The sequence below is a fragment of the Mesorhizobium sp. M1D.F.Ca.ET.231.01.1.1 genome, from assembly GCF_003999155.2.
Taxonomy (GTDB): Bacteria; Pseudomonadota; Alphaproteobacteria; order Rhizobiales; family Rhizobiaceae; genus Mesorhizobium.
The window spans coordinates 296,387-319,087 of record NZ_RZOZ02000003.1; the positions used below are offsets into that span (position 1 = coordinate 296,387).

Here is a 22,701-nt window from a genome sequence, read left to right on the forward strand (position 1 = left end):
GAATCACAGGTAGCAAAATGGGCAAACTGGCGGGAAGAGTTATCAAGGCGTCAGCGAGTGCCAAATCACGCGGCGATAGCGTCGATCTGCGCCGCCTTAGACTTCTTTCCGGCCTAACCCAGGAGGAGATGGCGAGCCGACTGAATGTTCAACAAGCTGCCGTCTCGAAAATGGAAAAGGGCGGCGAGGTTTATCTGTCTACAGTTAAGCGGTATGTTGAGGCTCTTGGCGCTTCACTCCGCGTAGATGCAGTCTTTCCATCAGATATGCCTGTTGCACTCCACCTGCTGGACGCTTTTGACGCCGAATGCGGCCATGATGATCAACTGGTTTTTCCACTTCTTGATGACGAACCATTTCGGCCGCAGCGCGATGTTGTCTTGTCGATTAGGCCGCAGTATTCAGAGAAAATAATAGAGGGCCGCAAAACTGTTGAATTGCGCCGCCGTTTCCCCCTATCTGCTCCAGGCGGCACGATAGCTTATATCTATGCAACTTCCCCCATACGCGCCATGGTTGGCATGACTGAAATCAAGAGTGTTCTAAAACTGCCTGTTGATCAAATTTGGGCTGATTTTGAGGAGGCTGCTTCGATTGGGCGTGAAGAGTTCCGCAAATATTTTGAAGGCCTTGACTTCGGATGCGTCCTTCTTTTTGACGACATACGCGCGTTCTCACGCCCTGTGCCTTTGGATGAACTTCGTCACAGATTTGGTTTCGAGCCGCCGCAGTCATTTTTGTATGCAAGCCGCGACTTGCGAAAGGCCCTGAAACATGAGCCAGCAATCGTATCTAATTGATACGAACATACTGATAGGGCTTGAAGACTACCGCGCTGTCGAAGCGGCCTACGCCAAGTTCTCAAGCCTTGCTGCTGCCCACAAGGTTGATGTTTATGTTCACGAGGTGGCTCGCGATGACATCGCAAGAGATAAAGACGCCAACCGGCGCAGAATTTCGCTTAGCAAGATCGCCAAGTACCGGGTTTTAAATAAAAGGCGCGGACTTACCGATCCGGAACTTGAAGCTGCGTTTGGGCCGCTCAAGAAGCCAAACGATGTTGTCGATGCAACCTTGCTGCACGCGTTGCAGATCGGAGTCGTGGATTTTCTCGTCTCTCAGGACAGGGGGCTGCACGAGAGGGCACAAAGACATTCCCCCGATCTAGCGCGACGAGTCCTATTTGTCGGAGACGCCGCAGACCTTCTGACCCAGACCTACGAGCCAAAGAAGGTTCCAATTCGCCATGTGGCAGAGGTCGATGCTCATACTATCGATCACGAGGATACGTTCTTTGATAGCCTCCGCGATGGTTATCCCGAGTTTGATGATTCGTGGCGGTACAAATGTGTCAGGCAGCGCCGCCGCTGCTGGGTCGTTTATGATGACGATGAACTGGCCGGATTGATTGTCCGCAAGGACGAGGACGGACTGGATACCGACGCAGTTACCAAGGCCGGAAAGATTCTTAAGATCTGCACCTTCAAGGTGTCGCCAGAGAAGCGAGGTGTGAAACTCGGAGAACTCTTGCTTAAGCAGGTCCTCTGGTACGCCCAGACCAACAGCTATGAACTTGCGTATCTCACAACCTATGAAGACCAGGCAGCACTCAGAAACTTGCTTGAGTTTTACGGTTTTCGCAACGCAGGCACTAAAGGCAACGGGGAATTGATCTACGAGCGTGGCTTTTCGTCAGCCAAGCTGCTTCCTGATGGCACTGCTTCCGTCTTTGACGTTTCTCGTAAGGCATATCCGCGCTTCCTCGTGACCGATCAAGTCAAAGGGTTCGGCATACCTATCAAGGAAAGCTATCACGACATTCTATATCCAGACCTTTGGAATCCCCGCCAGCCCGATCTCTTCTCGGGGGCTTCTCGCGCGGAGAGACCTACGAGGCCGGGAAATACTATTCGAAAAGTCTATTTGTGCCGCGCCCCCTCAAACCTCGGTGAGGCCGGGTCGGTACTATTTTTCTATAAAAGTGCGTCAAAGGAACCACCATCCCAAGCCATGACAGCCGTCGGGGTTCTGGAGAGCGTAGAATCGGCTAAGTCAACACGCGATCTGATGCAGCTAACGGGCGGTCGATCAGTTTACAGCGAACAAGAGCTGGCCGCTTGGGAAGCCACACCAGAGGACCCGGTGAAGGTGATCAATTACTTGCTCGTCGCGTATATCGATCCGCCGATTGATATCCGCGAGTTACGCTCAATTGGGGTGATAAAGCGGAACCCGCAGCAATCGATCTATTCGCTGACGAGCGATCTGCTGCAGCGCTTGCTCAATCGAGCGAATCTCGGATTTCAGACGTAGAAGGTTGGCGGCGATAGAACAGTGCATCGTTTTCGTGAAAGGACTGAACCGCTGAGGGCCGGACACTGTCTGATTTACCCTATCGCATCCAGCGCCCGGCGCTGCCGGTGCATCTCGAGGAAAATGCGGTAGTCGCGGTCGAAGCGGGCGCCTGCGGCGGGGTTCGAGGGGCGAGTCCTGCCGCCCTGCTGCATGGCGACGCAAGCCGCGTTCAGATCCGGGTAAAGCCCGGCGGCGGTGGCCGCCACCATGCCGGTGCCGAGCAGCACCGCCTCGTCGGCCAGCGGCTCGATGACGGTGCAGCCGGTGGCGTCGGCATAGAGCTCCATCAAGAGCGGGTTCTTGGTGTGGCCCCCGGTGACGTGCAGGGTGTCGATCAGGTAACCGTTCTCGTTCAGCGCCTCCAGCACGTGGCGCACGCCAAGCGCGATGCCGACAGCGGTGCGCCAGTAGAGCTTGCACAGGCTGTCGAAGGAGGAATCGAGCGTCAGCCCGCTGACCACGCCGACCGCATGCGGGTCGGCGAGCGGCGAGCGGTTGCCATGGAAATCCGGCAGCACATGCAGCCGCGCCGCCAGCGCATCGCCCTCCGCGGCGCGCAGCTCGGCGACACGCCTGGCGATCCTGGCATGCATGGCCGCATCCGGCTCGCCGCCGGCGCCATGCCAGCGGATGATGTGGTCGAGCAGCGCGCCGGTGGCCGACTGGCCGCCTTCGGACAGCCATAGCCTCGGCAGAGCGGCGCCAAAATAAGGGCCCCAGACGCCGGCGAAAGGCTGCGGATCCTGCGACATCGCCATGACGCAGGACGAGGTGCCGGCAATCAGCGCCAGATGGCGGCTGATATCGCTTTCGTCGCCGGCAAAACCGCCGAGCACCCCGAGCGCGCCGGCATAGGCGTCAATGACGCCTGCGCCGACCCGGCAATTTCCGGTCAGGCCGAGCTCGGCGGCGGCTTGCGCCGTCAGCGGGCCGATATCGGCGCCGACCGGGCTCGCCTTTTCCGGAAGATTGCCGTGTTCGAAAAGATCGCCAAGGCCGACGAGCTCGAAGAAATCGCGCCGCCAGCTGGTCTCCTCATGCGCCAGATAGGTCCATTTGGCCGTCAGCGTGCATTGCGAGCGGGCGAGCGAGCCGGTCGCCTTCCAGGTCAGGAAATCGGCAAGGTCGAACAGATAGCCGGCTTCGTTCCAGGTTCCGGGCAGGTTGCGCTTCAGCCACATCAGCTTCGGCGTTTCCATTTCCGGCGACATCACGCCGCCGATGTAATCGAGCACGGCATGGCCGCTTCTGGTGCATTCGTCGGCCTCGGCGATGGCGCGGTGATCGAGCCAGACGATGGTGTCCCAGCGCCTCTCGCCGGTGACGGAGACGCTGAGCTGGCCGCCCTGGCCGTTTCGCACCACGAGCGAGCAGGTGGCGTCGAAGGAGATGCCGACGATATCGGCGGCGGCGACGTTCGCCTTCTCGCGCGCGGCGCGCACGGCAGCACAGACGGCCGACCAGATATTTTCCGAATCGTGCTCGGCGTGATCGGGCCTGGGCTGGTGCATGGCGATCGGCCGATCGGCGCGGCCGAGCAGATTGCCATGCGAGTCGAGAATGCCCGCGCGAGCGCTCCCGGTGCCGACATCGACCGCGCAAACGAAACTCGTCGTCAAGATGCTTTTACTCTCGCTCCCAGGCCTGCAATCAGATCGGGCAATTGCAGCATGTCAGCGAATATAAAGTCCGGTTCGGTCGACGCAAGCCGCGCCTTCAATGCGGGGTTGTCGGCGTGCGAGCCGCCGGTGAAGGCAAAGACGCGCATGCCCGCGGCGCGCGCCGCTGCGATGCCGGCCGGACTGTCCTCGATGACCAGGCATTTGCGCGGTTTGGCGCGCATGATGGCGGCGGCGTGGAGGAAGAGATCCGGCGCCGGCTTGCCGCGCTTGACCATGGCGGCGCTGAACAGATGCGGCTCCAGCAGGCCCAGCAGGCCGGTGACGTCGAGGGCGTAGCGGATGCGCTCCAGCGTGCCGGAAGAGGCGACGCAATAGGGCAGGCCAAGCCTTGGCAGGATCTCCCTGATGCCGGGGATCGGCTTCAATTCCTCGCGGAACTTGCGCATCAGGTCGACGCGCATGGCGGTCAGATGCCGGTCGCTGATCTCCAGCCCGAACTCGCGGCCGAGGATCTCGCGCACGCTCTTCATGCTCTTGCCGAGGAAGTGCTCGTAGGCGGCATCCTCGCTGACCGTGCCGCCGGCGAGCTCAATCATGCCGAGCAGCGCCGAGACCGAGAGCGCCTCGCTGTCGACCAGCACGCCGTCGCAGTCGAAGATGACCAGTTCGGGCGTCATGGTTTCGCGTGGAGGCTCAGAGCTTGCCGGCGAGATAGCGCGTCAAGGTTTCGCGCGCGCCGTTGGCCCAGAGCACGTCGAGCGCATGGGCAAAGGCTTGCGCGAAGACGGGCGAACGGCCGACATCGCCATAGATGTCGTCCATGGCAAGCCAGGCGCCGGGCGCATCCTTCGCGGCACTGGCGGTCGCCTGCGTGCGGTCCCAGCTCGGATCGTTCGGCTCGATGACGGCGCCGCTGTCGGTGGTGCCGAAGCAGTAGCGGCACCAGAGCGCCGATTCCAGCGCCAGACCCGCAACGTCTTTGCCCGCCTTCAGCCGGTCGGCAATGGTCGGGATGATGAATTTCGGCTGCCGGTTGGAGCCGTCGAGGCAGAGCCTGCGGATGGTGTCGCCGATCTTCGGATTGGAGAAGCGGCGTTCGATGAGCTGGTAATAGTCCTCCAGCACCGTGTCGGGCACCGGCGGCACCGTCGGGATGATCTCGTCGCGCTCCAGCTTGGCAAGGAAGCCGCGCACCAGCGGCTCCTGCATCGCCTCATGGACGAAATGGATGTCCATCAGCCCGGCCGGATAGGCGATGGTCGCGTGGCCGCCGTTGAGAATGCGGATCTTCATCAGCTCGTAAGGCGAGACATCCTTGACGAACTGCACGCCGGCCTTTTCGAGCGGCGGCCGGCCGGCGGTGAAATGGTCCTCCAGAACCCATTGCTTGAACGGCTCGCAGAAGACCGGCCAGTTGTCCTCGAGCCCGAAATCGCTCGCCAGGATGCCGCGCTCGCGGTCGGTGGTGGCCGGCGTGATGCGATCGACCATGCCGTTCGGAAAAGCGACCTTGTCCCTCACCCAATCGGCCAGATCCTCGTCGATGAGGCGGGCAAGGCCGATGACGCCATCGGAGGTGACGTGGCCGTTGTGAGGGATGTTGTCGCAGGACATGACGGTGAAGGGCACGATACCGTCAGCGCGCCGGCGCACCAGCCCGGCAAGGATGATGCCGAAGACGGTCTTCGGCGCCGCGCCCGGCTGAGCATCGGCCACGATATCCGGATGGGCCGGGTTGAACTTGCCCGAGGCCGGGTCGATGAAATAGCCGCCTTCGGTGATGGTCAGCGAGACGATCTTGATCGCCGGGTCGGCGAGCTGCTCGATCACCGCGGCCGCATCGCCGGGCGTCAGGAAATCGATCATGGCGCCGGTGACGCGGGCGCTCATATGGCCCTGGTCCTGCTCGACCACGGTGGTCAGCCAGTCCTGTTCCTCCAGCTTCGAGCGCCCGACTTTTTCGCCCTCGAACACGCCGGCGCCGATCAGCGCCCAGTCGTGGCCCAGTCCCGAATTGAACAGGTCGTCGAGATAGACGGCCTGGTGCGAGCGGTGGAAGTTGCCGACGCCGAAATGCACGATCCCGGCCTTCAGCGCGGCGCGATCGTATTTCGGACCGGAAACCTTCGAGGGAAGCTTTGCGAGGTTCGAGGAAGAGAGTTTCACGGTCATCTTGCTTACCCTTTGGCCGATATGCAGCCCAACGATCCACGCCAATTCACCCGCCTGGGGCGAGCGGTGAGGGGCGGCATCCGGTTTGCCGGCTTGCTGCCCCTCACCTGCCCCTCAGCGCGTCCTCCCTGGAGGAAGGGAGGCGCGCCTTCCCCCTCAACTCATCCATTGGCCGCCGTCGACATTGTAGGTCTGGGCGACAATGTATTCGGCCTCGTCGCTGGCGAGGAAAACCGCCATGCCGGTCAGATCCTCCGCCGTGCCCATGCGGCCGTAAGGCACGCTTTCGCCGACGAGCCTCTTCTTCTCGCCCTTCGGCCGGTTCTCGTACTTGGCGAACAGCGAATCGACGTGGTCCCAATGCTCGCCGTCGACGACGCCCGGCGCGATGGCGTTGACGTTGATGCGGTGCTTGATGAGGTCCAGCCCGGCCGACTGGGTGAGCGAGATGACCGCCGCCTTGGTGGCGCAGTAGACCGCTACCAGCGCCTCGCCGCGGCGCCCGGCCTGGCTCGCCATGTTGATGATCCTGCCGCCCTTGCCACGCGCGATCATCGAGCGGGCCGCCGCCTGCAGCATGAACAGCGTGCCGGCGACATTGACGGAGAACAGCCTGTCATAGCTTGCCCGGCTGATCTCGACGATGGGCGCCAGATCGAACAGCGCGGCGTTGTTGATCAGGATGTCGAGGCCGCCACTCCTGGCCTCGACCGCCTTCACCGCTGCGTCGATCGAGGCCTGGTCGGTGACGTCGAGCTTGACCGCATGGGCTGCCGGACCGATCGCCTTCGCGGTCGTTTCCGCCAGTTCCAGGTTGATGTCGGCAATCGCCACGGTCGCACCTTCGCGCGCGTAGGCCTCGGCGAAAGCCCTGCCGATGCCGCGCGCCGATCCGGTGATCAGCGCCGATTTGCCCTTCAGCCTCACTTTGCCGTCCTCACTGGGCCAGCGCCTTGCCATCGGCGCCGAAGCGATGGAGCTTGGACCTGTCGGGCGTCAGATAGACGGTGTCGCCATGCTTCACGGCGACCTCGCCGTCGGCGCGCACATTGATGGTGCCGATGCCGTCCGTCTGGACGTGCAGGAAGGTGTCGGAGCCGAGATGCTCGGCAACGCCGACCGTCGCCTTCCAGTCGCCGGCCGTGGTCGAGATGTTGATATGCTCGGGCCGGATGCCGATGGTCTTGGCGCCATATTTGTCCGCCGGCGCGCCCTCGATCAGGTTCATCTTGGGCGAGCCGATGAAGCCGGCGACGAAAAGGTTCCTCGGCGTGCGGTAGAGCTCCATCGGCGAGCCGACCTGCTCGATGTTGCCGGCGTTGAGCACGACGATCTTGTCGGCCATGGTCATGGCCTCGACCTGGTCGTGGGTGACATAGATCATCGTCGTCTGCAGCTGATGGTGCAGCTCGCTGATCTCCAGCCGCATGGTGCCGCGCAGCGCTGCGTCGAGGTTCGACAGCGGCTCGTCGAACAGGAAGGCCGAAGGCTGGCGCACGATGGCGCGACCGATGGCGACACGCTGGCGCTGACCGCCAGAGAGCTGGCCGGGTCGGCGCTCGAGATAGTTGGTGAGGTTCAAGACACGCGCGGCGTCCTTGACCTTCTTGTCGATGGTCGCCTTGTCCTCGCCCGCCATCTTCAGCGGGAAGGCGATGTTCTTGGCGACCGTCATATGCGGGTAGAGCGCGTAGGACTGGAAGACCATGGCAAGCTTGCGCTTGGCCGGCGCCTCGCCGGTGACGTCGCGGCCGTCGATGCTGATGGTGCCGCCGCTGGTGTCCTCCAGACCGGCGATCAGCCTGAGCAGCGTGGACTTGCCGCAACCCGACGGGCCGACGAACACGACGAACTCGCCGTCCTCGATATTGAGGTCGATGTTCGGAATGATCGTCGTCGACCCGAAGGATTTGGAGACGTTCTTGAGCGTGATGTTTCCCATGGTTTCCTCCCGGATTTCGTCGTCCGCCGCCTGCCGCGCGCGGCTACTTCACGGCGCCAAAGGTCAGGCCGCGCACCAGCTGCTTCTGGCTGAACCAGCCCATGATAAGGATCGGCGCGATCGCCAGCGTCGAGGCCGCCGAAAGCTTGGCCCAGAACAGGCCTTGCGGGCTGGAGAAAGAGCTGATGAAGGCGGTAAGCGGCGCGGCATCGGTGGTGGTCAGCCGAATCGTCCAGAACGCCTCGTTCCAGGCCAGGATGATGTTCAAGAGCATGGTCGAGGCGATGCCCGGCACCGCCATCGGCGTCAGCACATAGATGATCTCGTTCCACAGCGAGGCGCCGTCCATGCGCGCCGCTTCGAGGATCTCGCCCGGGATCTCGCGGAAATAGGTGTAGAGCATCCAGATCACGATCGGCAGGTTGATCAGCATCAGCATCACGGTCAGGCCGATGCGGCTGTCGAGCAGGCCGGTGTCGCGGAAGATCAGGTAGATCGGGAACAGCACCGCGACCGCCGGCATCATCTTGGTGGAAAGCATCCACATCAGGATGTCCTTGGTCCGCTTGGTCGGCGAGAAGGCCATCGACCATGCCGCCGGTATCGCGACGACGAGAGCCAGGATGGTCGAGCCCACCGACAGGATCACCGAATTCAGGAAGAATTTGAAATAACCGCTCTGCGCCTGGACTTCCGCGTAGCTTTCGGTGGTGCCGGACGGGATCAGGGCGAAGCCCTGGATCGCCTCCTGCTCCGACTTGAAGGAGGTGATGATCGTGTAGAGGATCGGAAAGAAGATCAGAAGCGCGACGATCCAGGCCGCGGCCGTGGCGATCGTCTTGTGCTGGGTGGTGACTGCGCGTGCCATTCTATCCTCCCTTACTTGTCCAGGTTCTTGCCGACGGCGCGCATGACGAAGAAGGCGACGATGTTGGCGAGAATGACCGCGATGACGCCACCCGCGGAGGCCTGGCCGATTTTGAATTCCAAAAGCGCCTTCTGGTAGACGAGGAAGGGCAGGTTGGTGGAGGCGTAGCCGGGGCCGCCATTGGTGGTGACCAGGATCTCGGCATAGATCGAGAGCAGGAAGATCGTCTGGATCAGGATGACGACGGTGATGGCGCGCGACATATGCGGCAGCGTCAGGTAGATGAAGCGGCTGATGAAGCCGGCGCCGTCCATCTCGGCCGCCTCCTTCTGCTCGGCGTCAAGCGATTGCAGCGAGGTGAGCAGGATCAGCGTGGCGAAGGGCAGCCACTGCCAGGCGACGATGAGGATGACCGCCGTCAGCGGGTGCTGGCCGAACCAGTCGATGGGGTTGGCGCCGAAGAAGCGGGCAATATCGGCGAAGACGCCGTATTGCGGGTGCATGATCATGTTCTTCCAGACCAGCGCCGCCACCGGCGGCATGACGAAGAACGGCGAGATCACGAGGATGCGCACGAACCCCTGACCCCAGATCGGCTGGTCGAGCAGCATTGCCAGGAGGATGCCGCCGATCACGGTGATGACCAGCACGCTGACGACGATGGTCAGCGTGTTGAGGATCGACTGCAGGAAGGCCGGGTTGGAGTAGAAGAGCTTGTAATTGGAGAACCAGACGAACCCGTCGCGGATCGGATTGAGCGGATTGTACTGGAGGAACGAGAACCAGATCGTGAAGACCAGCGGCACGATCATCCAGATGAACAGCAGGATCACCGAGGGCGCCATCATGAAACGGGCAAGCGAACGGGTTTGCTGAGTAGCCATGACGGTCACCCTCCAAATGTCAGCCGGATCTTAGAGTCGTGCCACAATTTTCCTGATTGTGAAGGTGGCCGCCCGAACTGGGTTTCGGGCGGCCAATGCCGGTCATGATGCGCTACCGGCGTTCGGCACCGGGAGGAGCCTTACTTGATGTAGCCGCCTTCGGTCATCGCCGCGGTGGCGGCGTCCTGGGCCTGCTTCAGCGCGTCGTCGACGCTCGACTGCCCGGCAAGAGCGGCGGAGAAGAGCTGGCCGACGGTGGTGCCGAGGCCCTGGAATTCAGGAATGGCTACGAACTGCACGCCGACATAGGGCACCGGCTTGACGGTCGGATGCGTCGGATCGGCGGCGTTGATGGAGTCCAGCGTCATCTTCGCGAAGGGCGCCGCCTTCTGGTACTCCGGGTTGGCGTAGAGTGAGGAGCGCGTGCCCGGAGGAACGTTGGCCCAGCCCTCCTTCGAGGCGACCAGCTCGGCATAGTGCTTGCTGGTTGCCCATGACACGAACTTCTCGGCGGCGTCCGCCTTCTTCGTGCCGGCGGGGACGGCGAGCGACCATGCCCACAGCCAGTTGCCGCGTTTGCCGAGGCCGTTGTCGGGCGCCAGCGCATAGCCGACCTTGTCGGCCACCTGCGAGGCCTTCGGATCGGAGACGAAGGAAGCCGCGACCGTGGCGTCGATCCACATGCCGCACTTGCCCTGCTGGAACAGCGCCAGGTTCTCGTTGAAGCCGTTGGACGAGGCGCCCTCGGGACCGTCGGCCTTCATCAGGTCGACATAGAACTGCAACGTGTTCTTCCATTCCGGCTGGTCGAACTGCGGCTTCCAGTTCTCGTCGAACCAGCGGGCGCCGAAGGAGTTAGACATGGCGGTGAGGAAGGCCATGTTCTCGCCCCAGCCGGCCTTGCCGCGCAGGCACACGCCGTTCACGCCATTGGCGCGGTCGGTCATCTTGTCGGCGGCCTGCTTGATGAAGTCCCAGGTCGGCGCGTCGGGCATCTTGAGGCCGGCCTTCTCCATCAGGTCCTTGCGGTACATGACGAAGGAGCTTTCGCCGTAGAAGGGCGCGGCATAGAGCTTGCCGTCGACCGAGAGGCCGCCGGCGATGGCCGGGATAATGTCCTTGACGTCGTAGTCGTCGCCGAGCTTGTCGAGCGGCAGCAACCAGCTCTGCTTGGCCCAGATCGGAACCTCGTAGGTGCCGATGGTCATGACGTCGTACTGGCCGCCCTTGGTGGCGATGTCGGTGGTGACGCGCTCGCGCAGCACGTTCTCTTCAAGCGTGACCCAGTTGAGCTGGATATCGGGGTTAGCCTTGGTGAAGTCGTCCGTCAGCTTCTGCATGCGGACCATGTCGCCATTGTTGACGGTGGCGATGGTGATGGATTCGGCATGCGCGGCGAACGCAAGCGTGCTGGCCGACAACAAGCCCAGGGTGAGCGTGCGAAGTTTCATCAATTCCTCCCTAAAACCAAGATGAGCATTTGCCTTGGCTGTGGGCAATTACTCACTAAGTGTGAATTATGTCAAGCAGAATCGATGCTGCAGCGCAGCACAAATCGACGCCGCAACCGGTCGGGCGGCGCGGCGAAGTCCGGCCTGGAGTTTGGTTTGCCGTGTCCGGCTACTGGCAGGCGATCTCGGCGAGGATCCAGTCGCGGAAGGCACGGATCTTCGGTACGTTGCGCCGGGCCGTGGGATAGACCAGCCAGTAGGCATGGCCGTCGTCGCCGACCAGGTCGAAGGGCTGGATGAGGCGGCCATCGGCGAGCTCGTCCTTGAACAGCGCCCTGGTCAGGATCGCCACGCCGTGGCCGGCCATCGCGGCATTCGCCTCGTAGGCCTGCGCGCCCATGCTGGAGCCGGGCCGGCTGGCGAGGTCATGCCTGGCGACAGCGGCCGCCTCGAACCATTGCGTCCACCAGACATCGCCGGGATCGAGGATCGGCAGCCGCAAGAGATCCGCCGGCTGCTTGACCCCGCCAATGCTCGCCGCAAGCTTTGGGCTCAGCATCGGCGTGAAATCGGCGTCGAGCAGTTTGTGCGCCTGCAGGCCCGGCCATTTGCCGCCGCCCGAGCGGATGGCGAGATCGACATCCTCGCGCGCGAAATCGGTCAGTCGGCTCGAGGTATCGAGCCGCACGGCAAGTGCGGGATGGGCAAGCTGGAAAGATCCCAGATGCTGCGCCAGCCAGTTCGAGGCAAAGGTCAGCACGGTGGTTACGCACAGCAAGCCGTCGGCGCCGCCACGCGCGGCGGCGTAGGCCTGCCCCAGGATGGCAAAGGCCTCGCTGACTGCGGGCGCCAGGCGCCGGCCGGGCTCGGTCAGCTCGATCTGCTTGGGACGGCGCAGGAACAGCGGCGCGCCGATGCGCTCCTCGAGCAGCTTGATCTGGTAGCTCGCGGCGGCCTGGGTCATGCCGAGTTCCTGCGCTGCCCTGGTGAAGGAGAGATGCCGGGCCACGGCTTCGAACACCCGGATCGCCTGCAGCGGCGGCAGCGGCGCAAGCTGCGGGGAGCTCAGATCGGGCATAAAACCTCCTTATGGGTCATGATCGAGGTTTAATTGGAAGCGCGAAGCCGCCAACCCGATATTTGGGGTCGACGATCAATCCAGTTCAAGCATGGCGAAGGCTGACGATCATGACCACGATGCAGGAAAAATTCGTTTCGACCCCGGCACGCAGTTGGATTTCACTGCTGGCGCGTGAATTTTCATGGTTCGCCAGCCGCAAGCGCGGTTATGTCGATATCCGGGAATTGTCGCCGCATCTGCAGCGCGACATGGGTTTCCTCGACGGCAACGATCCGCGCGAACGCTACGAATAGCGGGCTCTCTTTTTTATCGGCGCGCGGTCCTTGCGGGCCGGCCCGGGTCATGCGCCGCCGAGAAGAGCCGCGGCCGTCCGCTCATCGGTGATCAGGCCATTGACCAGCCGCCGGTTCACGGCGGCCAGGATCCCAGGCAGCTTGCGCTCGCCCATGGCCAAAGCAATGACCAGCGATTTCTCGCGCGACGGCAAGGCGGCGGACGACACGCGGTCGTTGGTGATGCCTTCGATCATGCGGCCCTCGCGGTCGAACACCCAGCCGACGATCTCGGCGACGCCGCCGGCTTTCTGCAATGCCTTGAGCTCCACTTCCGAAATGAAGCCGTCCTCATAGAGCGGCGCCTTCGGGCCGAGATCGCCGATGCCGACGAAGGTGACGTCGGCCTCGGCGGCAAGCGCCAGCGTCGGCTGGATCATCGGCTGGCTGAGCAGCATGTCGCGCTCTTCCGGCGAGGAGGCGATGACCGGCAGCGGCATCGGAAAGGAGCGCGCCTTGACGCGGTCGGCCATGGTGAAGATGACGTTGTAGAAGGCGGCCGAGCCGTCGGGCGAAATGTTGCCGGTCAAGGATACGACCTTGTGCTGCGGACACTCCATCGGCGGCAGCTGCTCGATCGCCGCCTTCAGCGTGCGCCCGGTGCCGATCGCCATGACGATTGGCGCGGCCGAACGCAGCCGCCGCTCGATCTCGGCCGCGGCCGCCTCGGCGACGCCGATCGTCGTCGAGGACGAGGTCGGGTCGCTCGGCACAACTTCGACCAGGTCGAGCGCGAACCGCGACTTCAGCCGCGCGGCAAGGTCGAGGCAATTGGCGATCGGATGATCGACGCGGACCTTGATCAGGCCTTCCGACATCGCCAGCGACACCAGCCGCTGCGCCGTCTGCCTGGAAATGCCGAGCTTGGCGGCGATCTGGTCCTGCGTGTTGCCGGCAACATAGTAGAGCCAGCCGGCGCGCGCGGCGTCGTCCAACCTGGTGCTGCCGGTTTCCTGTCGCGAGTTCACATCCTGCCTCCCCAGCCCGCGCTTTGGCGGGCGCTCTAGATTACAGCGAAAGCGGCCGTGCGCAATTGTCAATTGAAAGGGCAATTGCTTGCGGGAATCAACCGTCACGGATGGACCAATCAGCCCTTGCTTCAACCATTTGCCGGCGGGACGGTTTATCTCGGCGGGGAAAGGCATTATGGGATCGGCGAAAGGAGCCTTGCATGACGCCGAAAGCGGTTTTCTGGGACATGGATGGAACGCTGGTCGACAGCGAGCCGCTGCATGAGGCGGCGCTGGTGGCCGCGTTGCGCAGCGTGGGCATCGCGCCGCCGACCGACCTGCATGAGCGGGTGCTTGGCGTCGCGGCATGGCCGGTCTACGAGATGCTGCGCGACCAGTTCGGCCTTGCGCTGCCCTTCGACGACTGGATCGTGCGCAAATACGACCATTACCTGCCGATGGCCGAGACGCTGAGGCCGCGCCACGGCGCGATCGAGGTGTTCAACGAATTGCGGGCGCTGGGGGTCGAGCAGGCCGTGGTGTCCAATTCCGACCGGCTGATCGTCGACGCCAATCTGAGCGCCGTCGGTCTCGTCTATCCCGGCATGCACACGGTGAGCCGCAACGACGTGCGCCAAGGCAAGCCGCATGCGGAGCCCTTCCTGCGCGCCGCCTATCTCGCCGGCGTCGATCCGGCCGATGCGGTCGCGGTCGACGACAGCGTGACCGGCGCCATGGCCGGGCTGGCTGCGGGCATGAAGACAATCTTCTGGCCGGAGGCGCCGATGGAGGGGCCGCCCGGCGCGATCGTCATCAGCAGCGCCGATGAGCTGCGGGAAAAGCTGGGACTGTAGGTCTCAGCTCCGGTAGGCCGGCTCTTCCTCGTCGAGGATCGCCTTGAGTTCGGCGAGATGGCGCTCGGCCTGGCCGGGATAGTCGTCCATCTCGCGCGCCGTCTTTTCCGCGATCTCGTCGGAGAGCGTGCGTAGCGGTCGGCCGGTCCACAGCGCCTTGATATAGGTCTCGGCGGCGCGTTCGAAATAGAACATGCGGTTAAAGGCGTCGGCGACGGTGTCGCCGATGACCATGACGCCGTGATTGCCCATGACCATCACCTTGACCTTGGGATCGGTCAGAAGCTGCGAGCAGCGCTCGCCCTCTTCCTCGAAGGCGAGCCCGCCATAATGCGCATCGACGACATGGCGGTTGAAGAACATGGCCGAGTTCTGGTCGATCGGCGGCAGCGTCGAGTCGGCCAGCGAAGCGAGCACGGTGGCGTGGATCGAATGCACATGCATGGCGCAGCGCGCGTGCGGCACGTTGCGATGGATGGCGCCGTGCAGGCCCCAGGCGGTCGGGTCCGGCGCGTTGGGGCCTGATAGCGTGTCGGGATCGTTGGCGTTGATCAGGAGCAGGTCGCTCGCCTTGATGCGCGAGAAATGCACCTGGTTCGGGTTCATCAGGAACCTCGTGCCGTCCTCGTTGACCGACAGCGAGAAGTGATTGGCCACCGCCTCGTGCATGTTGAGCCGCGCCGTCCAGCGGAAGGCGGCGGCGAGATCGACGCGCTCCTCGTAGTAAGGAAGGTTGGTCAGCGTTTCCTTCTGCAGGCGGGCGATACTCATCGGCAATCCTCCGTTTTTCCAAAGAATGCCGCGCATGGCGGCGGCCAGCAACCGCAAACTGGTGGGTCAGGCGGCCGGTGGATCAGGCCGCAGGCTGCGCCGACTGCAGCCCGCCCTGCTCGACGATGAAGTCGATCACCTCCTGCAGGCCTTTGCTGCGCGACAGGTCGGTAAAGCCGAAAGGCCGCTTGCCGCGCATGCGGGCGGCGTCGGCTTCCATCACGTCGAGGTTGACGTTCACATAGGGTGCCAGATCGCTCTTGTTGATGATCAGGAAATCGGAACGCGTGATGGCCGGGCCGCCCTTCCTGGGGATCTCCTCGCCCTGGCAGACCGAGATGACGTAGAGCGTCAGATCGGCGAGGTCCGGCGAGAAGGTGGCCGCGAGATTGTCGCCGCCGGATTCGATGAAGACGATGTCGAGGTCGGGAAACTTTCTGTTCAGCTCGGCAATGGCCCGCAGGTTGATCGAGGCGTCCTCGCGGATGGCGGTGTGCGGGCAGCCGCCGGTCTCGACGCCGACGATGCGCTCCTCCGGCAGCGCCTGCAGGCGCGCCAGCATCATGGCGTCTTCCTTGGTGTAGATGTCGTTGGTGACGACGGCGATCGAGAAGTGGTCGCGCAGCGCCTTGCAGAGCTTTTCGGTCAGCGTCGTCTTGCCGGAGCCGACAGGGCCGCCGATGCCGATGCGAAGAGGGCCGTTGGCTTGAGTCATGTCGGGAACTCCGAGATTGCAAGGATTGCGAAGCCCAGCCCGATCACCAGGCAGAGCGGCGAATAGAAGCGCTGGTCGAGCCGCGCGAAAGGCTGCTCCGGCGTCAACCGGCGCCACCAGGGTGTGAAACCGGCAATGCCGCGGCCAAGGAAGACGAGGCCGATGAGCAATGCGGTGGCGGCAAGCCCTTCCTTTGGAAAGGGCGCCGCGAAGACGCCTTCGAGCGCCAGCGGCCACAATGTAGCGAGCGCCAGGCACGCACCGACCGCAAAGCTCGCGACCGGCGAGGGCATTTCGTCGACGCCGCGAAAACCAACGACGGCGTGAGCGCAGGATTTTGCATCCGTGCCCGGCCAGATGCCGCCGATGCCCCAATAGACGTGCAGCGTGGTGACGAGGAGCAGGACGAAAGAGAGAACGAAGGCAAGGATGATCATGAACGGAACAGACGCGAATATTGGGTTTCGTGCTTCATCGCCATAATGTCGGACATCAAGGCTGCGCCGCCGAGATCGTCGAGCGAAGAATTCGCGGCGCGGTCGGCCGTCGCAAGAGCCAAAGACTCAAAGCCGGCTAACAATGCCGTTGCGTCGACCTGCCCTACCATACCGAGGCGGATCGCGGCCTGCACGAGGTTGGAGAAGAAGGCCTGCAGGAAGGCGGACAGCGCATCGCCAAGGCCGATGCCGTTGCTCCCGGCAACGGCGCCGACGGCAACGCAGTAGGCGCATTCGGCCGGCAAGCGCTCCAGCGCGGGACACGGCCAGGCGGAAGCCGCCTTGAGGAAGGCCGCGCCCTGCAGCATGGTTTCCATGTGCCGCTCCTGCGAGCTGGCAAGCGCCTCGGCGAGCGCGGCGACTTCCATCAGATCGCCGCCGTCACGCGCGCGCCGCCAGCTTTCGGCGAACAGCACGGCATCGTTCCAGCCGGAACCCATCTCGACCAGCGTCTCCAGCCAGTCGGCGAGATCCTGGCGATTGGCGATCAGTCCGTCATGCACGGCGCGTTCGAGGCCATGGCTGTAGGAAAAACCGCCGACCGGAAAGGACGGCGACAGCCAGGCCATCAGCCGCAGCAGCGCTATGGGCGACCGCTGGTCAGTCATGGTGATGATGATGGTCGTCGTGGTGGTGATGGTCATGCGAGTGGCCATGGTCATGATGATCGTGGCCATGGTGATCATGGCCATGGTCGTGCCCATGTCCAGAATAGGCGCCGCGCACAGGGTTGAACGGCATCAAAACCTCGCTCACGGTGGCGCCCAGCCCTTCCAGCATCGCCTTGATGACATGGTAGCGCAGGATCAGGATGCGGTCCGCCTCGATCGCCGCCGCGAGATGGCGGTTGCCGATGTGCCAGGCAAGCTCGGCGAGATGCACGGCGTCGCGGGCGCGGATGTCGTAGACCTCTTCCGGGGCGGCGACGATCTCGAGTTGCCGGCCATCTTCCAGCACCAGCCGGTCGCCATTGCCGAGCGCCACCGGCTCGGGCAGGTCGACCAGCACCCTGCCGCCTGCCGCCGTCTCTATCGCACGGCGGCGCAGATGCCGTTCGTCATGGGCCAGCACTGCCTTGTCGTAGGCTGCGGCTGCCGATGCCTCGCCGGCAGGAAGCACCGAGACGGCGCGCGGAAACTTGGTGAAGTCGGTATTGATGTTGAGCTTCATCTCATGGCTCCGCCATTAGCTTGCGCCCGCGCACGGGCGGGACGGGAAAGCACTCGATCAAAGTAAGCGTTGACCCGATCGGACTCGATCGGAAACCTGCCGGCGCGCGCCCAGCCGCCCATGTCGCCGAGCAGCACGTCGACGGCCGAGAACCGTTCGCCCAGCGCGAACGGCTTGTCGCCGAGCCGTCGGTCCAGCGCCTTCACCTCCGAAGCGAAATCATGCGCGGCGGCCGGGCCGACATCGACCCGCACCTCCTTGGGTAAGAGGAAGCGGTGGCGCAGCTTGTTCCACAGCGGCGCTTCCAGCTCGCTCTGGGCGAAATGCATCCAGGAATCCATCTCGGCGCGGCCGGCGAGGCCGGGATCGGCGCCCATGCCCTTATCGGCGTGCTTGTCCGCCAGGTAGACGCAGATCGCCGCCGAATCCGTGATTTTCAGATCGCCGTCGATCAGGATCGGCACCTTGCCGGAAGGGTTGAGCGTGTAGGCCTCCGGCGAGCGCAGCTTGACCTCGACGAACTCGTAGGGCTGCCCGAGCTCCTCGAGCATCCAGAGCACGCGGCTGACCCGGGAACCTCGCGATCCGACGGCCTTGTACATGGTTGAACCTGCCTTTTTTGCTCGACCCTAGACCATCCGGACCGCCCACCCAATGCCGGTTACACGATGGTGTCGAAGAGCCGCAGGATGAACGATATCTGATAGATCAGCGCGGCCGCGACGAAGGCGATGTGGAAGCGGCGGTCGCGGACCAATATTGCCGCGATGCAGAGCGCGACGAACACCGGCGTGCGGATGAGATATTCGTTGCCGAAGCGGGCGAAATGCTCCGGGCCCTTGAGCAGAGTGTCGATGACGTCCAGCAGGTAGGTCGCGCCAAGCAGGCCGAAGAACCAGGCGCGCCGCGAGTAGAAATAGTCCTCGTAGCTGGTGTAATCGAGCATCGAATCCGGAAACAGCAGCGCGCAGAGCAGGAAGAGCGTGATGGCGTAGAAGATGATGAAAAGGTATTTTCCGAAGGTCCAGGACTGGATGGCGTAGAGGCCGAACTCCCACCACCAGAAATGCACCAGCATCAACAGCACCGAGCCGACCCAGGCGAGGTGCACGGGATAGAGCTTGTACTGGCCGGGATGCTGGACGATGCGGGCGACGCCGGACAGCAATCTGGTGACGCCGAGGCCGATGACCATGCCCATGACGATGCGGATGTGCGGAAAGATGTCGTGGGGAGAGGCGATTTCGGTGGGCATCTATGAACTGACCCGATCGTTGCGGTCAGTCATACCAGAGCCACAGCTTTCGGTAGCCCGCTGGAACTTCAATCTGCTCGGTGGGTAGGTGATCCACATCGGCCTCCCAGGTTTCGTCCGGTTCGAATCCTGACGGCAACCAGTCAATAACGTCTTCTTCGCTCGCGCGCGTTGTGATGACAACCTTGTCCGAGAACGGCCATTCTCCATCATCGCACTGCACGATAGCTATCCGAATGTCGTGAACCTCGGGTCTTTTTCGTATCGACTGGAATGTCGCGAGAATCGCATCGTTATCCGGCTCTTGCGAGCTGTTGCACAGCAATCCGGCCTCGCCTTCAGCCCCATCAAAGTACTCTTCCAATGTAACGAGCGGCATAACGACCGGGGCGACGCCGCCATTATATTCCCGCAGCGCGCCCATCCTGAAAATCAACGCCAAGTTCTTCTGTTCATTCATGGTGCGTCCAACCTTGTGGCGCACCAAGCCTAGAATAGAAAATACCGCTGCGCCATCGGCAGCACCGTCGCCGGTTCGCAGGTCAACAACTCGCCGTCGGCGCGAACCTCATAAGTTTCCGGATCGACCTCGACATGCGGCGTGGCGTCGTTGAGCACCATCGAATGCTTGCCGATCCCGCCGCGCGTGTTCTCGACCGCGACCATCGCCTTGTCGACGCCCAACCGGTCCTGCAGGCCGGCATCGAAGGCGGCCTTCGAGACGAAGGTCACCGACGAGTTGGTCAGCGCCTTGCCGTAGGCGCCGAACATCGGCCGGAAGTGCATCGGCTGCGGCGTCGGGATCGAAGCGTTGGGATCGCCCATTGGGGCGGCGGCGATCGAGCCGCCGACCAGCACCATCTCCGGCTTGACGCCGAAGAAGGCCGGATTCCACAGCACGAGATCGGCGCGCTTTCCCGCCGTCACCGAGCCGATCTCCCTCGACAGGCCGTGCGCGATGGCCGGGTTGATCGTGTACTTCGCGATGTAGCGGCGGACGCGGAAGTTGTCGTTGTCGCCGCTCTCCTGCGGCAGCGCGCCGCGCTGGCGCTTCATCTTGTCGGCGGTCTGCCAGCAGCGGATCGCCACCTCGCCGACGCGGCCCATCGCCTGGCTGTCGGACGAGATGATCGAGAAGGCGCCGATGTCGTGGAGGATGTCCTCGGCCGCGATCGTCTCCTTGCGGATGCGGCTTTCGGCAAAGGCGATGTCCTCCGGGATCGACGGCGACAGATGATGGCAGACCATCAGCATATCGAGATGCTCGGCGAGCGTGTTGACGGTGTAGGGCCTTGTCGGGTTGGTCGAGGACGGGATGACGTTGGGCAGGCCGCAGACCTTGATGATGTCGGGCGCATGGCCGCCGCCGGCGCCCTCGGTGTGGAAGGCATGGATGGTGCGGCCCTTGATCGCCGCGACGGTGTTCTCGACGAAGCCGGATTCGTTCAGCGTGTCGGTGTGGATCATCACCTGCACGTCATAGTCGTCGGCGACCGACAGGCAGCAGTCTATGGCGGCCGGCGTCGTGCCCCAGTCCTCATGCAGCTTCAGCGAACAGGCGCCCGCAAGCACCATTTCCTCCAGCGCCGCCGGCCGCGAGGCATTGCCCTTGCCGGACAGGCCGATATTCATCGGGAAGGCGTCGAAGGACTGGATCATGCGCGCCATGTGCCAGGGGCCCGGCGTGCAGGTGGTGGCCAGCGTGCCATGCGCCGGACCGGTGCCACCGCCGAGCATGGTGGTGATGCCGCTCATCAACGCTTCCTCGATCTGCTGCGGGCAGATGAAGTGGATATGCGCATCGAAGCCGCCGGCGGTAAGGATCTTGCCCTCGCCGGCGATGATCTCGGTGCCGGGGCCGATTATGATGGTGACGCCGCCTTGCGTGTCCGGGTTGCCGGCCTTGCCGATGGCCGCGATGCGGCCGTCCTTCAGGCCGATATCGGCCTTGACGATGCCGGCCAGCGCATCGACGACCAGCGCGTTGGTGATGACGGTATCGACGGCGCCCTCGGCCCGCGCGACCTGGCTCTGGCCCATGCCGTCGCGGATGACCTTGCCGCCGCCGAACTTCACCTCCTCGCCATGGACGGTGAAATCCTTCTCGACCTCGATGAAAAGCTCGGTGTCGGCCAGCCGCACCTTGTCGCCGACCGTCGGGCCATACATCTGGGCATAGGCGGCACGGGTAATTCTGGCCATCAGCGATTGCTCCCGAAAGTGAGGTTGCCGAAAGTGGGGATTGGGCGTGGGGCGCACATTCTCGCCATCCAATGGTCACGCAATGACCCGCCCGGCGACACCTTCCGATCCCATTTGGCGGTTGAGGTGGCCGAGTCAGCCCAAAACCACCGTTTTCCAAACCGATGGAAGGAATATCCATGCGTAAAGCGATATTTTTCGCCGTGACCGCCACCTTGATGATGGCGGGCGCTGCGAGCGCCCAGCAGCAGCCCCAGCCAAGCCCGGCGCCGGCCGCACCTGCTCCCGCCGCGCCCCAAGGCCAGACGCCCAAGCCGCCGACGATCGAGAGCGTCAGCATCGTCGACATCACGGAACTGCCGAAGGACACGCAGACGCAGGTCAACCAGATCGTGGCGCAGCGCGGCGACGCCGGCCTGCAGACATTGCGCAAATCGATCGACGCGACGCCCAAGGTGAAGTCCGCGCTCGAAGCCAAGGGCATAACCTCGGCGCAGGTGATTGCCGCCAGCCTGCAGCCCAACGGCGCGCTGACCCTGATCACCAAGAAGGCCAGCTAACCCGGCGCAATTCCATCCGGAAGCGCGTGAAAGCAGGGTCCTCGAAAGGTCCCGCAACAAACGCTGGCGGGCCGGCTGCAGGCCCGTCGGCAGCATTGCCGAGGGAACCTCCCGCCGACGAAACTCGTTTCGCCTTTTTCGCCCCGCCACAAGTTCAATCAGGAGCGAGCGATGGCGAGCGCCCCATGCCTCGGAACAGATTTGCCAACCCTTGTCGCGGCCATGCTTCTGGTCGCGGCCGCCCCGGCGTTCCCGGCGCAGCCGCTGGACGGCAAGCCGCCATTGGACAGCACCAAGCCGGGCGTGGCGATCGTCGATTCCGACATCCGGCAGGAGGAAGCGCTGTCGAAGACGGAAGCGGGCAAGGTCATCACCGCGATAGACCGCACGCGCGAGAACATCGGCACGGTGCGCAAGACGACCAAGCTCGACAGCGTCGACATCGTCTTTCTGACCGATGCCGCGCGCAGCGAGGGCGGACCGCCGCCTGCGATCGAGAACAAGGTGAAGCAGCATCAGGACGATGTCGCGGAACTGCGCCAGGAGATCGAGGCCAACGCGCTGCTCTTCAATGCCATCGATTCGCGACGCGTGCTCGCCGAGGACGTGCTTGCCGTCGAGTTCGACAATCCGGGCAAGATCGTCATCTACGCCGCCGCCAAGCCGCCGAAGTGATTTGAGCGCCCCAGACCTCACAGCTTGCCGGACCTCACAGCTTGCCCATCACCTTCTGCTGGAATCCATGGACCTCGCGCTTGCCGCCGAGCGGCACCAGCGTGACGTCGCGTTCCTGGCCCGGCTCGAAGCGCATGGCCGTGCCGGCGGCGATGTCGAGCCGCATGCCGCGGGCGCGCTCGCGGTCGAATTTCAGGCCATCGTTGGTCTCGAAGAAATGATAGTGGCTGCCGACCTGGATCGGCCTGTCGCCGCTGTTGGCGACCTTGAGCGTCACCGTCGGCAGGCCCTTGTTCAGCTCGATCTCGCCTTTGGCGGTGATGACTTCGCCGGGGATCATCGTCG

26 protein-coding genes are annotated in these 22,701 nt (G+C 63.4%); 6 read left to right on the forward strand and 20 right to left on the reverse strand.

Features of this window, described 5'->3' with window-relative positions:
- Positions 1–17: 17 nt before the first annotated feature.
- Positions 18–800 (forward strand): helix-turn-helix domain-containing protein, encoded by a 783-nt coding sequence (locus EN874_RS10860; protein WP_127424774.1) that lies wholly within the window; start codon positions 18–20, stop codon positions 798–800.
- Positions 775–2,313 (forward strand): GNAT family N-acetyltransferase, encoded by a 1,539-nt coding sequence (locus tag EN874_RS10865; protein ID WP_127424775.1) that lies wholly within the window; start codon positions 775–777, stop codon positions 2,311–2,313. Before EN874_RS10860 ends, EN874_RS10865 begins: the two co-directional genes overlap by 26 nt.
- Before the next feature lie 74 nt (positions 2,314–2,387).
- Here the strand turns inward: EN874_RS10865 and EN874_RS10870 are convergent, their stop codons facing one another.
- The 9 genes from EN874_RS10870 to EN874_RS10910 form a co-directional block, all read right to left on the reverse strand.
- Positions 2,388–3,974 (reverse strand): FGGY-family carbohydrate kinase, encoded by a 1,587-nt coding sequence (locus tag EN874_RS10870; protein WP_127424776.1) that lies wholly within the window; start codon positions 3,972–3,974, stop codon positions 2,388–2,390.
- Entirely contained in the window at positions 3,971–4,654 is a 684-nt protein-coding gene (locus tag EN874_RS10875; protein ID WP_126086435.1) for an HAD family hydrolase, read from the reverse strand. Before EN874_RS10875 ends, EN874_RS10870 begins: the two co-directional genes overlap by 4 nt.
- 16 nt (positions 4,655–4,670) lie before the next feature.
- Positions 4,671–6,149, reverse strand: a complete 1,479-nt coding sequence (locus EN874_RS10880; protein WP_127424777.1) for a mannitol dehydrogenase family protein — start codon at positions 6,147–6,149, stop codon at positions 4,671–4,673.
- Positions 6,150–6,305: 156 nt separating this feature from the next.
- On the reverse strand, positions 6,306–7,076 hold the full coding sequence (locus EN874_RS10885; RefSeq protein WP_127424778.1) for an L-iditol 2-dehydrogenase: 771 nt from the start codon (positions 7,074–7,076) through the stop codon (positions 6,306–6,308).
- A 10-nt stretch (positions 7,077–7,086) separates the two neighbouring features.
- Positions 7,087–8,091, reverse strand: a complete 1,005-nt coding sequence (locus EN874_RS10890) for an ABC transporter ATP-binding protein (protein WP_127424779.1) — start codon at positions 8,089–8,091, stop codon at positions 7,087–7,089.
- A 43-nt stretch (positions 8,092–8,134) separates the two neighbouring features.
- On the reverse strand, positions 8,135–8,959 hold the full coding sequence (locus EN874_RS10895) for a carbohydrate ABC transporter permease (RefSeq protein ID WP_126086439.1): 825 nt from the start codon (positions 8,957–8,959) through the stop codon (positions 8,135–8,137).
- A gap of 11 nt (positions 8,960–8,970) precedes the next feature.
- Positions 8,971–9,843: a sugar ABC transporter permease gene (locus EN874_RS10900; RefSeq protein ID WP_126086440.1), complete on the reverse strand. Its 873-nt coding sequence runs from the start codon at positions 9,841–9,843 to the stop codon at positions 8,971–8,973.
- 140 nt (positions 9,844–9,983) lie between these two features.
- Entirely contained in the window at positions 9,984–11,294 is a 1,311-nt protein-coding gene (locus tag EN874_RS10905; protein WP_127424780.1) for a sugar ABC transporter substrate-binding protein, read from the reverse strand.
- Positions 11,295–11,463: 169 nt separating this feature from the next.
- Positions 11,464–12,372: a LysR substrate-binding domain-containing protein gene (locus EN874_RS10910; RefSeq protein WP_127424781.1), complete on the reverse strand. Its 909-nt coding sequence runs from the start codon at positions 12,370–12,372 to the stop codon at positions 11,464–11,466.
- A gap of 119 nt (positions 12,373–12,491) precedes the next feature.
- Here EN874_RS10910 and EN874_RS10915 point away from each other — a divergent pair, with 119 nt between their 5' ends.
- Positions 12,492–12,668, forward strand: a complete 177-nt coding sequence (locus tag EN874_RS10915) for a hypothetical protein (RefSeq protein WP_348631815.1) — start codon at positions 12,492–12,494, stop codon at positions 12,666–12,668.
- Between the two features lie 47 nt (positions 12,669–12,715).
- On the opposite strand, the gene EN874_RS10920 is transcribed toward EN874_RS10915, so the two are convergent.
- The gene (locus EN874_RS10920; protein WP_127424783.1) at positions 12,716–13,675 is read right to left on the reverse strand and encodes a sugar-binding transcriptional regulator; all 960 of its coding nucleotides are present in this window, start codon (positions 13,673–13,675) and stop codon (positions 12,716–12,718) included.
- Between the two features lie 203 nt (positions 13,676–13,878).
- Here EN874_RS10920 and EN874_RS10925 point away from each other — a divergent pair, with 203 nt between their 5' ends.
- Positions 13,879–14,511 carry an HAD family phosphatase gene (locus EN874_RS10925; RefSeq protein ID WP_127424784.1) on the forward strand — a complete coding sequence of 211 codons (633 nt, stop codon included), beginning with the start codon at positions 13,879–13,881 and terminating at the stop codon, positions 14,509–14,511.
- Between the two features lie 3 nt (positions 14,512–14,514).
- Here the strand turns inward: EN874_RS10925 and EN874_RS10930 are convergent, their stop codons facing one another.
- The 9 genes from EN874_RS10930 to ureC form a co-directional block, all read right to left on the reverse strand.
- A complete protein-coding gene (locus tag EN874_RS10930; RefSeq protein ID WP_127424785.1) occupies positions 14,515–15,282 on the reverse strand; it encodes a class II aldolase and adducin N-terminal domain-containing protein in 768 nt (255 codons plus the stop codon).
- Positions 15,283–15,364: 82 nt separating this feature from the next.
- Positions 15,365–15,997 carry an urease accessory protein UreG gene (gene ureG / locus EN874_RS10935; protein ID WP_127424786.1) on the reverse strand — a complete coding sequence of 211 codons (633 nt, stop codon included), beginning with the start codon at positions 15,995–15,997 and terminating at the stop codon, positions 15,365–15,367.
- Positions 15,994–16,434 carry a DUF3995 domain-containing protein gene (locus tag EN874_RS10940; RefSeq protein ID WP_127424787.1) on the reverse strand — a complete coding sequence of 147 codons (441 nt, stop codon included), beginning with the start codon at positions 16,432–16,434 and terminating at the stop codon, positions 15,994–15,996. Before EN874_RS10940 ends, ureG begins: the two co-directional genes overlap by 4 nt.
- The gene (locus EN874_RS10945) at positions 16,431–17,102 is read right to left on the reverse strand and encodes an urease accessory protein UreF (protein WP_127425028.1); all 672 of its coding nucleotides are present in this window, start codon (positions 17,100–17,102) and stop codon (positions 16,431–16,433) included. The genes EN874_RS10940 and EN874_RS10945 overlap by 4 nt, the downstream gene beginning before the upstream one ends.
- A complete protein-coding gene (locus EN874_RS10950; protein ID WP_127424788.1) occupies positions 17,095–17,664 on the reverse strand; it encodes an urease accessory protein UreE in 570 nt (189 codons plus the stop codon). The genes EN874_RS10945 and EN874_RS10950 overlap by 8 nt, the downstream gene beginning before the upstream one ends.
- Complete coding sequence (locus EN874_RS10955; protein ID WP_127424789.1) at positions 17,661–18,266, reverse strand: glutathione S-transferase family protein; 606 nt, start codon at positions 18,264–18,266, stop codon at positions 17,661–17,663. Before EN874_RS10955 ends, EN874_RS10950 begins: the two co-directional genes overlap by 4 nt.
- Positions 18,267–18,325: 59 nt before the next feature.
- Positions 18,326–18,919 carry a hypothetical protein gene (locus EN874_RS10960; protein WP_127424790.1) on the reverse strand — a complete coding sequence of 198 codons (594 nt, stop codon included), beginning with the start codon at positions 18,917–18,919 and terminating at the stop codon, positions 18,326–18,328.
- Between the two features lie 25 nt (positions 18,920–18,944).
- Positions 18,945–19,379: a hypothetical protein gene (locus EN874_RS10965; protein WP_127424791.1), complete on the reverse strand. Its 435-nt coding sequence runs from the start codon at positions 19,377–19,379 to the stop codon at positions 18,945–18,947.
- A 29-nt stretch (positions 19,380–19,408) separates the two neighbouring features.
- Positions 19,409–21,124 carry an urease subunit alpha gene (ureC, locus tag EN874_RS10970; protein ID WP_168247459.1) on the reverse strand — a complete coding sequence of 572 codons (1,716 nt, stop codon included), beginning with the start codon at positions 21,122–21,124 and terminating at the stop codon, positions 19,409–19,411.
- Positions 21,125–21,300: 176 nt separating this feature from the next.
- On the opposite strand from ureC, the gene EN874_RS10975 reads away from it, so the two are divergent.
- Positions 21,301–21,681 (forward strand): hypothetical protein, encoded by a 381-nt coding sequence (locus EN874_RS10975; RefSeq protein ID WP_127424793.1) that lies wholly within the window; start codon positions 21,301–21,303, stop codon positions 21,679–21,681.
- 201 nt (positions 21,682–21,882) lie between these two features.
- Positions 21,883–22,356 carry a hypothetical protein gene (locus EN874_RS10980; RefSeq protein WP_245513536.1) on the forward strand — a complete coding sequence of 158 codons (474 nt, stop codon included), beginning with the start codon at positions 21,883–21,885 and terminating at the stop codon, positions 22,354–22,356.
- A 34-nt stretch (positions 22,357–22,390) separates the two neighbouring features.
- Here EN874_RS10980 and EN874_RS10985 read toward each other — a convergent pair whose 3' ends face one another.
- Complete coding sequence (locus EN874_RS10985; protein ID WP_127424794.1) at positions 22,391–22,696, reverse strand: urease subunit beta; 306 nt, start codon at positions 22,694–22,696, stop codon at positions 22,391–22,393.
- Positions 22,697–22,701: the final 5 nt, after the last annotated feature.

Excerpts from the sequence above, each read along its gene's own strand:
- EN874_RS10950 (WP_127424788.1), bottom strand. The coding sequence starts at position 17,664 with ATGAAGCTCAACATCAATACCGACTTCACCAAGTTTCCGCGCGCCGTC.
- EN874_RS10965 (WP_127424791.1), bottom strand. The coding sequence starts at position 19,379 with ATGAATGAACAGAAGAACTTGGCGTTGATTTTCAGGATGGGCGCGCTG.
- EN874_RS10910 (WP_127424781.1), bottom strand. The coding sequence starts at position 12,372 with ATGCCCGATCTGAGCTCCCCGCAGCTTGCGCCGCTGCCGCCGCTGCAG.
- EN874_RS10875 (WP_126086435.1), bottom strand. The coding sequence starts at position 4,654 with ATGACGCCCGAACTGGTCATCTTCGACTGCGACGGCGTGCTGGTCGAC.
- EN874_RS10890 (WP_127424779.1), bottom strand. The coding sequence starts at position 8,091 with ATGGGAAACATCACGCTCAAGAACGTCTCCAAATCCTTCGGGTCGACG.
- EN874_RS10880 (WP_127424777.1), bottom strand. The coding sequence starts at position 6,149 with ATGACCGTGAAACTCTCTTCCTCGAACCTCGCAAAGCTTCCCTCGAAG.
- EN874_RS10975 (WP_127424793.1), top strand. The coding sequence starts at position 21,301 with ATGCGTAAAGCGATATTTTTCGCCGTGACCGCCACCTTGATGATGGCG.
- EN874_RS10960 (WP_127424790.1), bottom strand. The coding sequence starts at position 18,919 with ATGCCCACCGAAATCGCCTCTCCCCACGACATCTTTCCGCACATCCGC.
- EN874_RS10985 (WP_127424794.1), bottom strand. The coding sequence starts at position 22,696 with ATGATCCCCGGCGAAGTCATCACCGCCAAAGGCGAGATCGAGCTGAAC.
- EN874_RS10860 (WP_127424774.1), top strand. The coding sequence starts at position 18 with ATGGGCAAACTGGCGGGAAGAGTTATCAAGGCGTCAGCGAGTGCCAAA.
- EN874_RS10940 (WP_127424787.1), bottom strand. The coding sequence starts at position 16,434 with ATGATCATCCTTGCCTTCGTTCTCTCTTTCGTCCTGCTCCTCGTCACC.
- EN874_RS10925 (WP_127424784.1), top strand. The coding sequence starts at position 13,879 with ATGACGCCGAAAGCGGTTTTCTGGGACATGGATGGAACGCTGGTCGAC.
- EN874_RS10915 (WP_348631815.1), top strand. The coding sequence starts at position 12,492 with ATGCAGGAAAAATTCGTTTCGACCCCGGCACGCAGTTGGATTTCACTG.
- EN874_RS10930 (WP_127424785.1), bottom strand. The coding sequence starts at position 15,282 with ATGAGTATCGCCCGCCTGCAGAAGGAAACGCTGACCAACCTTCCTTAC.
- EN874_RS10945 (WP_127425028.1), bottom strand. The coding sequence starts at position 17,102 with ATGACTGACCAGCGGTCGCCCATAGCGCTGCTGCGGCTGATGGCCTGG.
- EN874_RS10865 (WP_127424775.1), top strand. The coding sequence starts at position 775 with ATGAGCCAGCAATCGTATCTAATTGATACGAACATACTGATAGGGCTT.
- EN874_RS10895 (WP_126086439.1), bottom strand. The coding sequence starts at position 8,959 with ATGGCACGCGCAGTCACCACCCAGCACAAGACGATCGCCACGGCCGCG.
- EN874_RS10900 (WP_126086440.1), bottom strand. The coding sequence starts at position 9,843 with ATGGCTACTCAGCAAACCCGTTCGCTTGCCCGTTTCATGATGGCGCCC.
- EN874_RS10905 (WP_127424780.1), bottom strand. The coding sequence starts at position 11,294 with ATGAAACTTCGCACGCTCACCCTGGGCTTGTTGTCGGCCAGCACGCTT.
- ureG (WP_127424786.1), bottom strand. The coding sequence starts at position 15,997 with ATGACTCAAGCCAACGGCCCTCTTCGCATCGGCATCGGCGGCCCTGTC.
- EN874_RS10955 (WP_127424789.1), bottom strand. The coding sequence starts at position 18,266 with ATGTACAAGGCCGTCGGATCGCGAGGTTCCCGGGTCAGCCGCGTGCTC.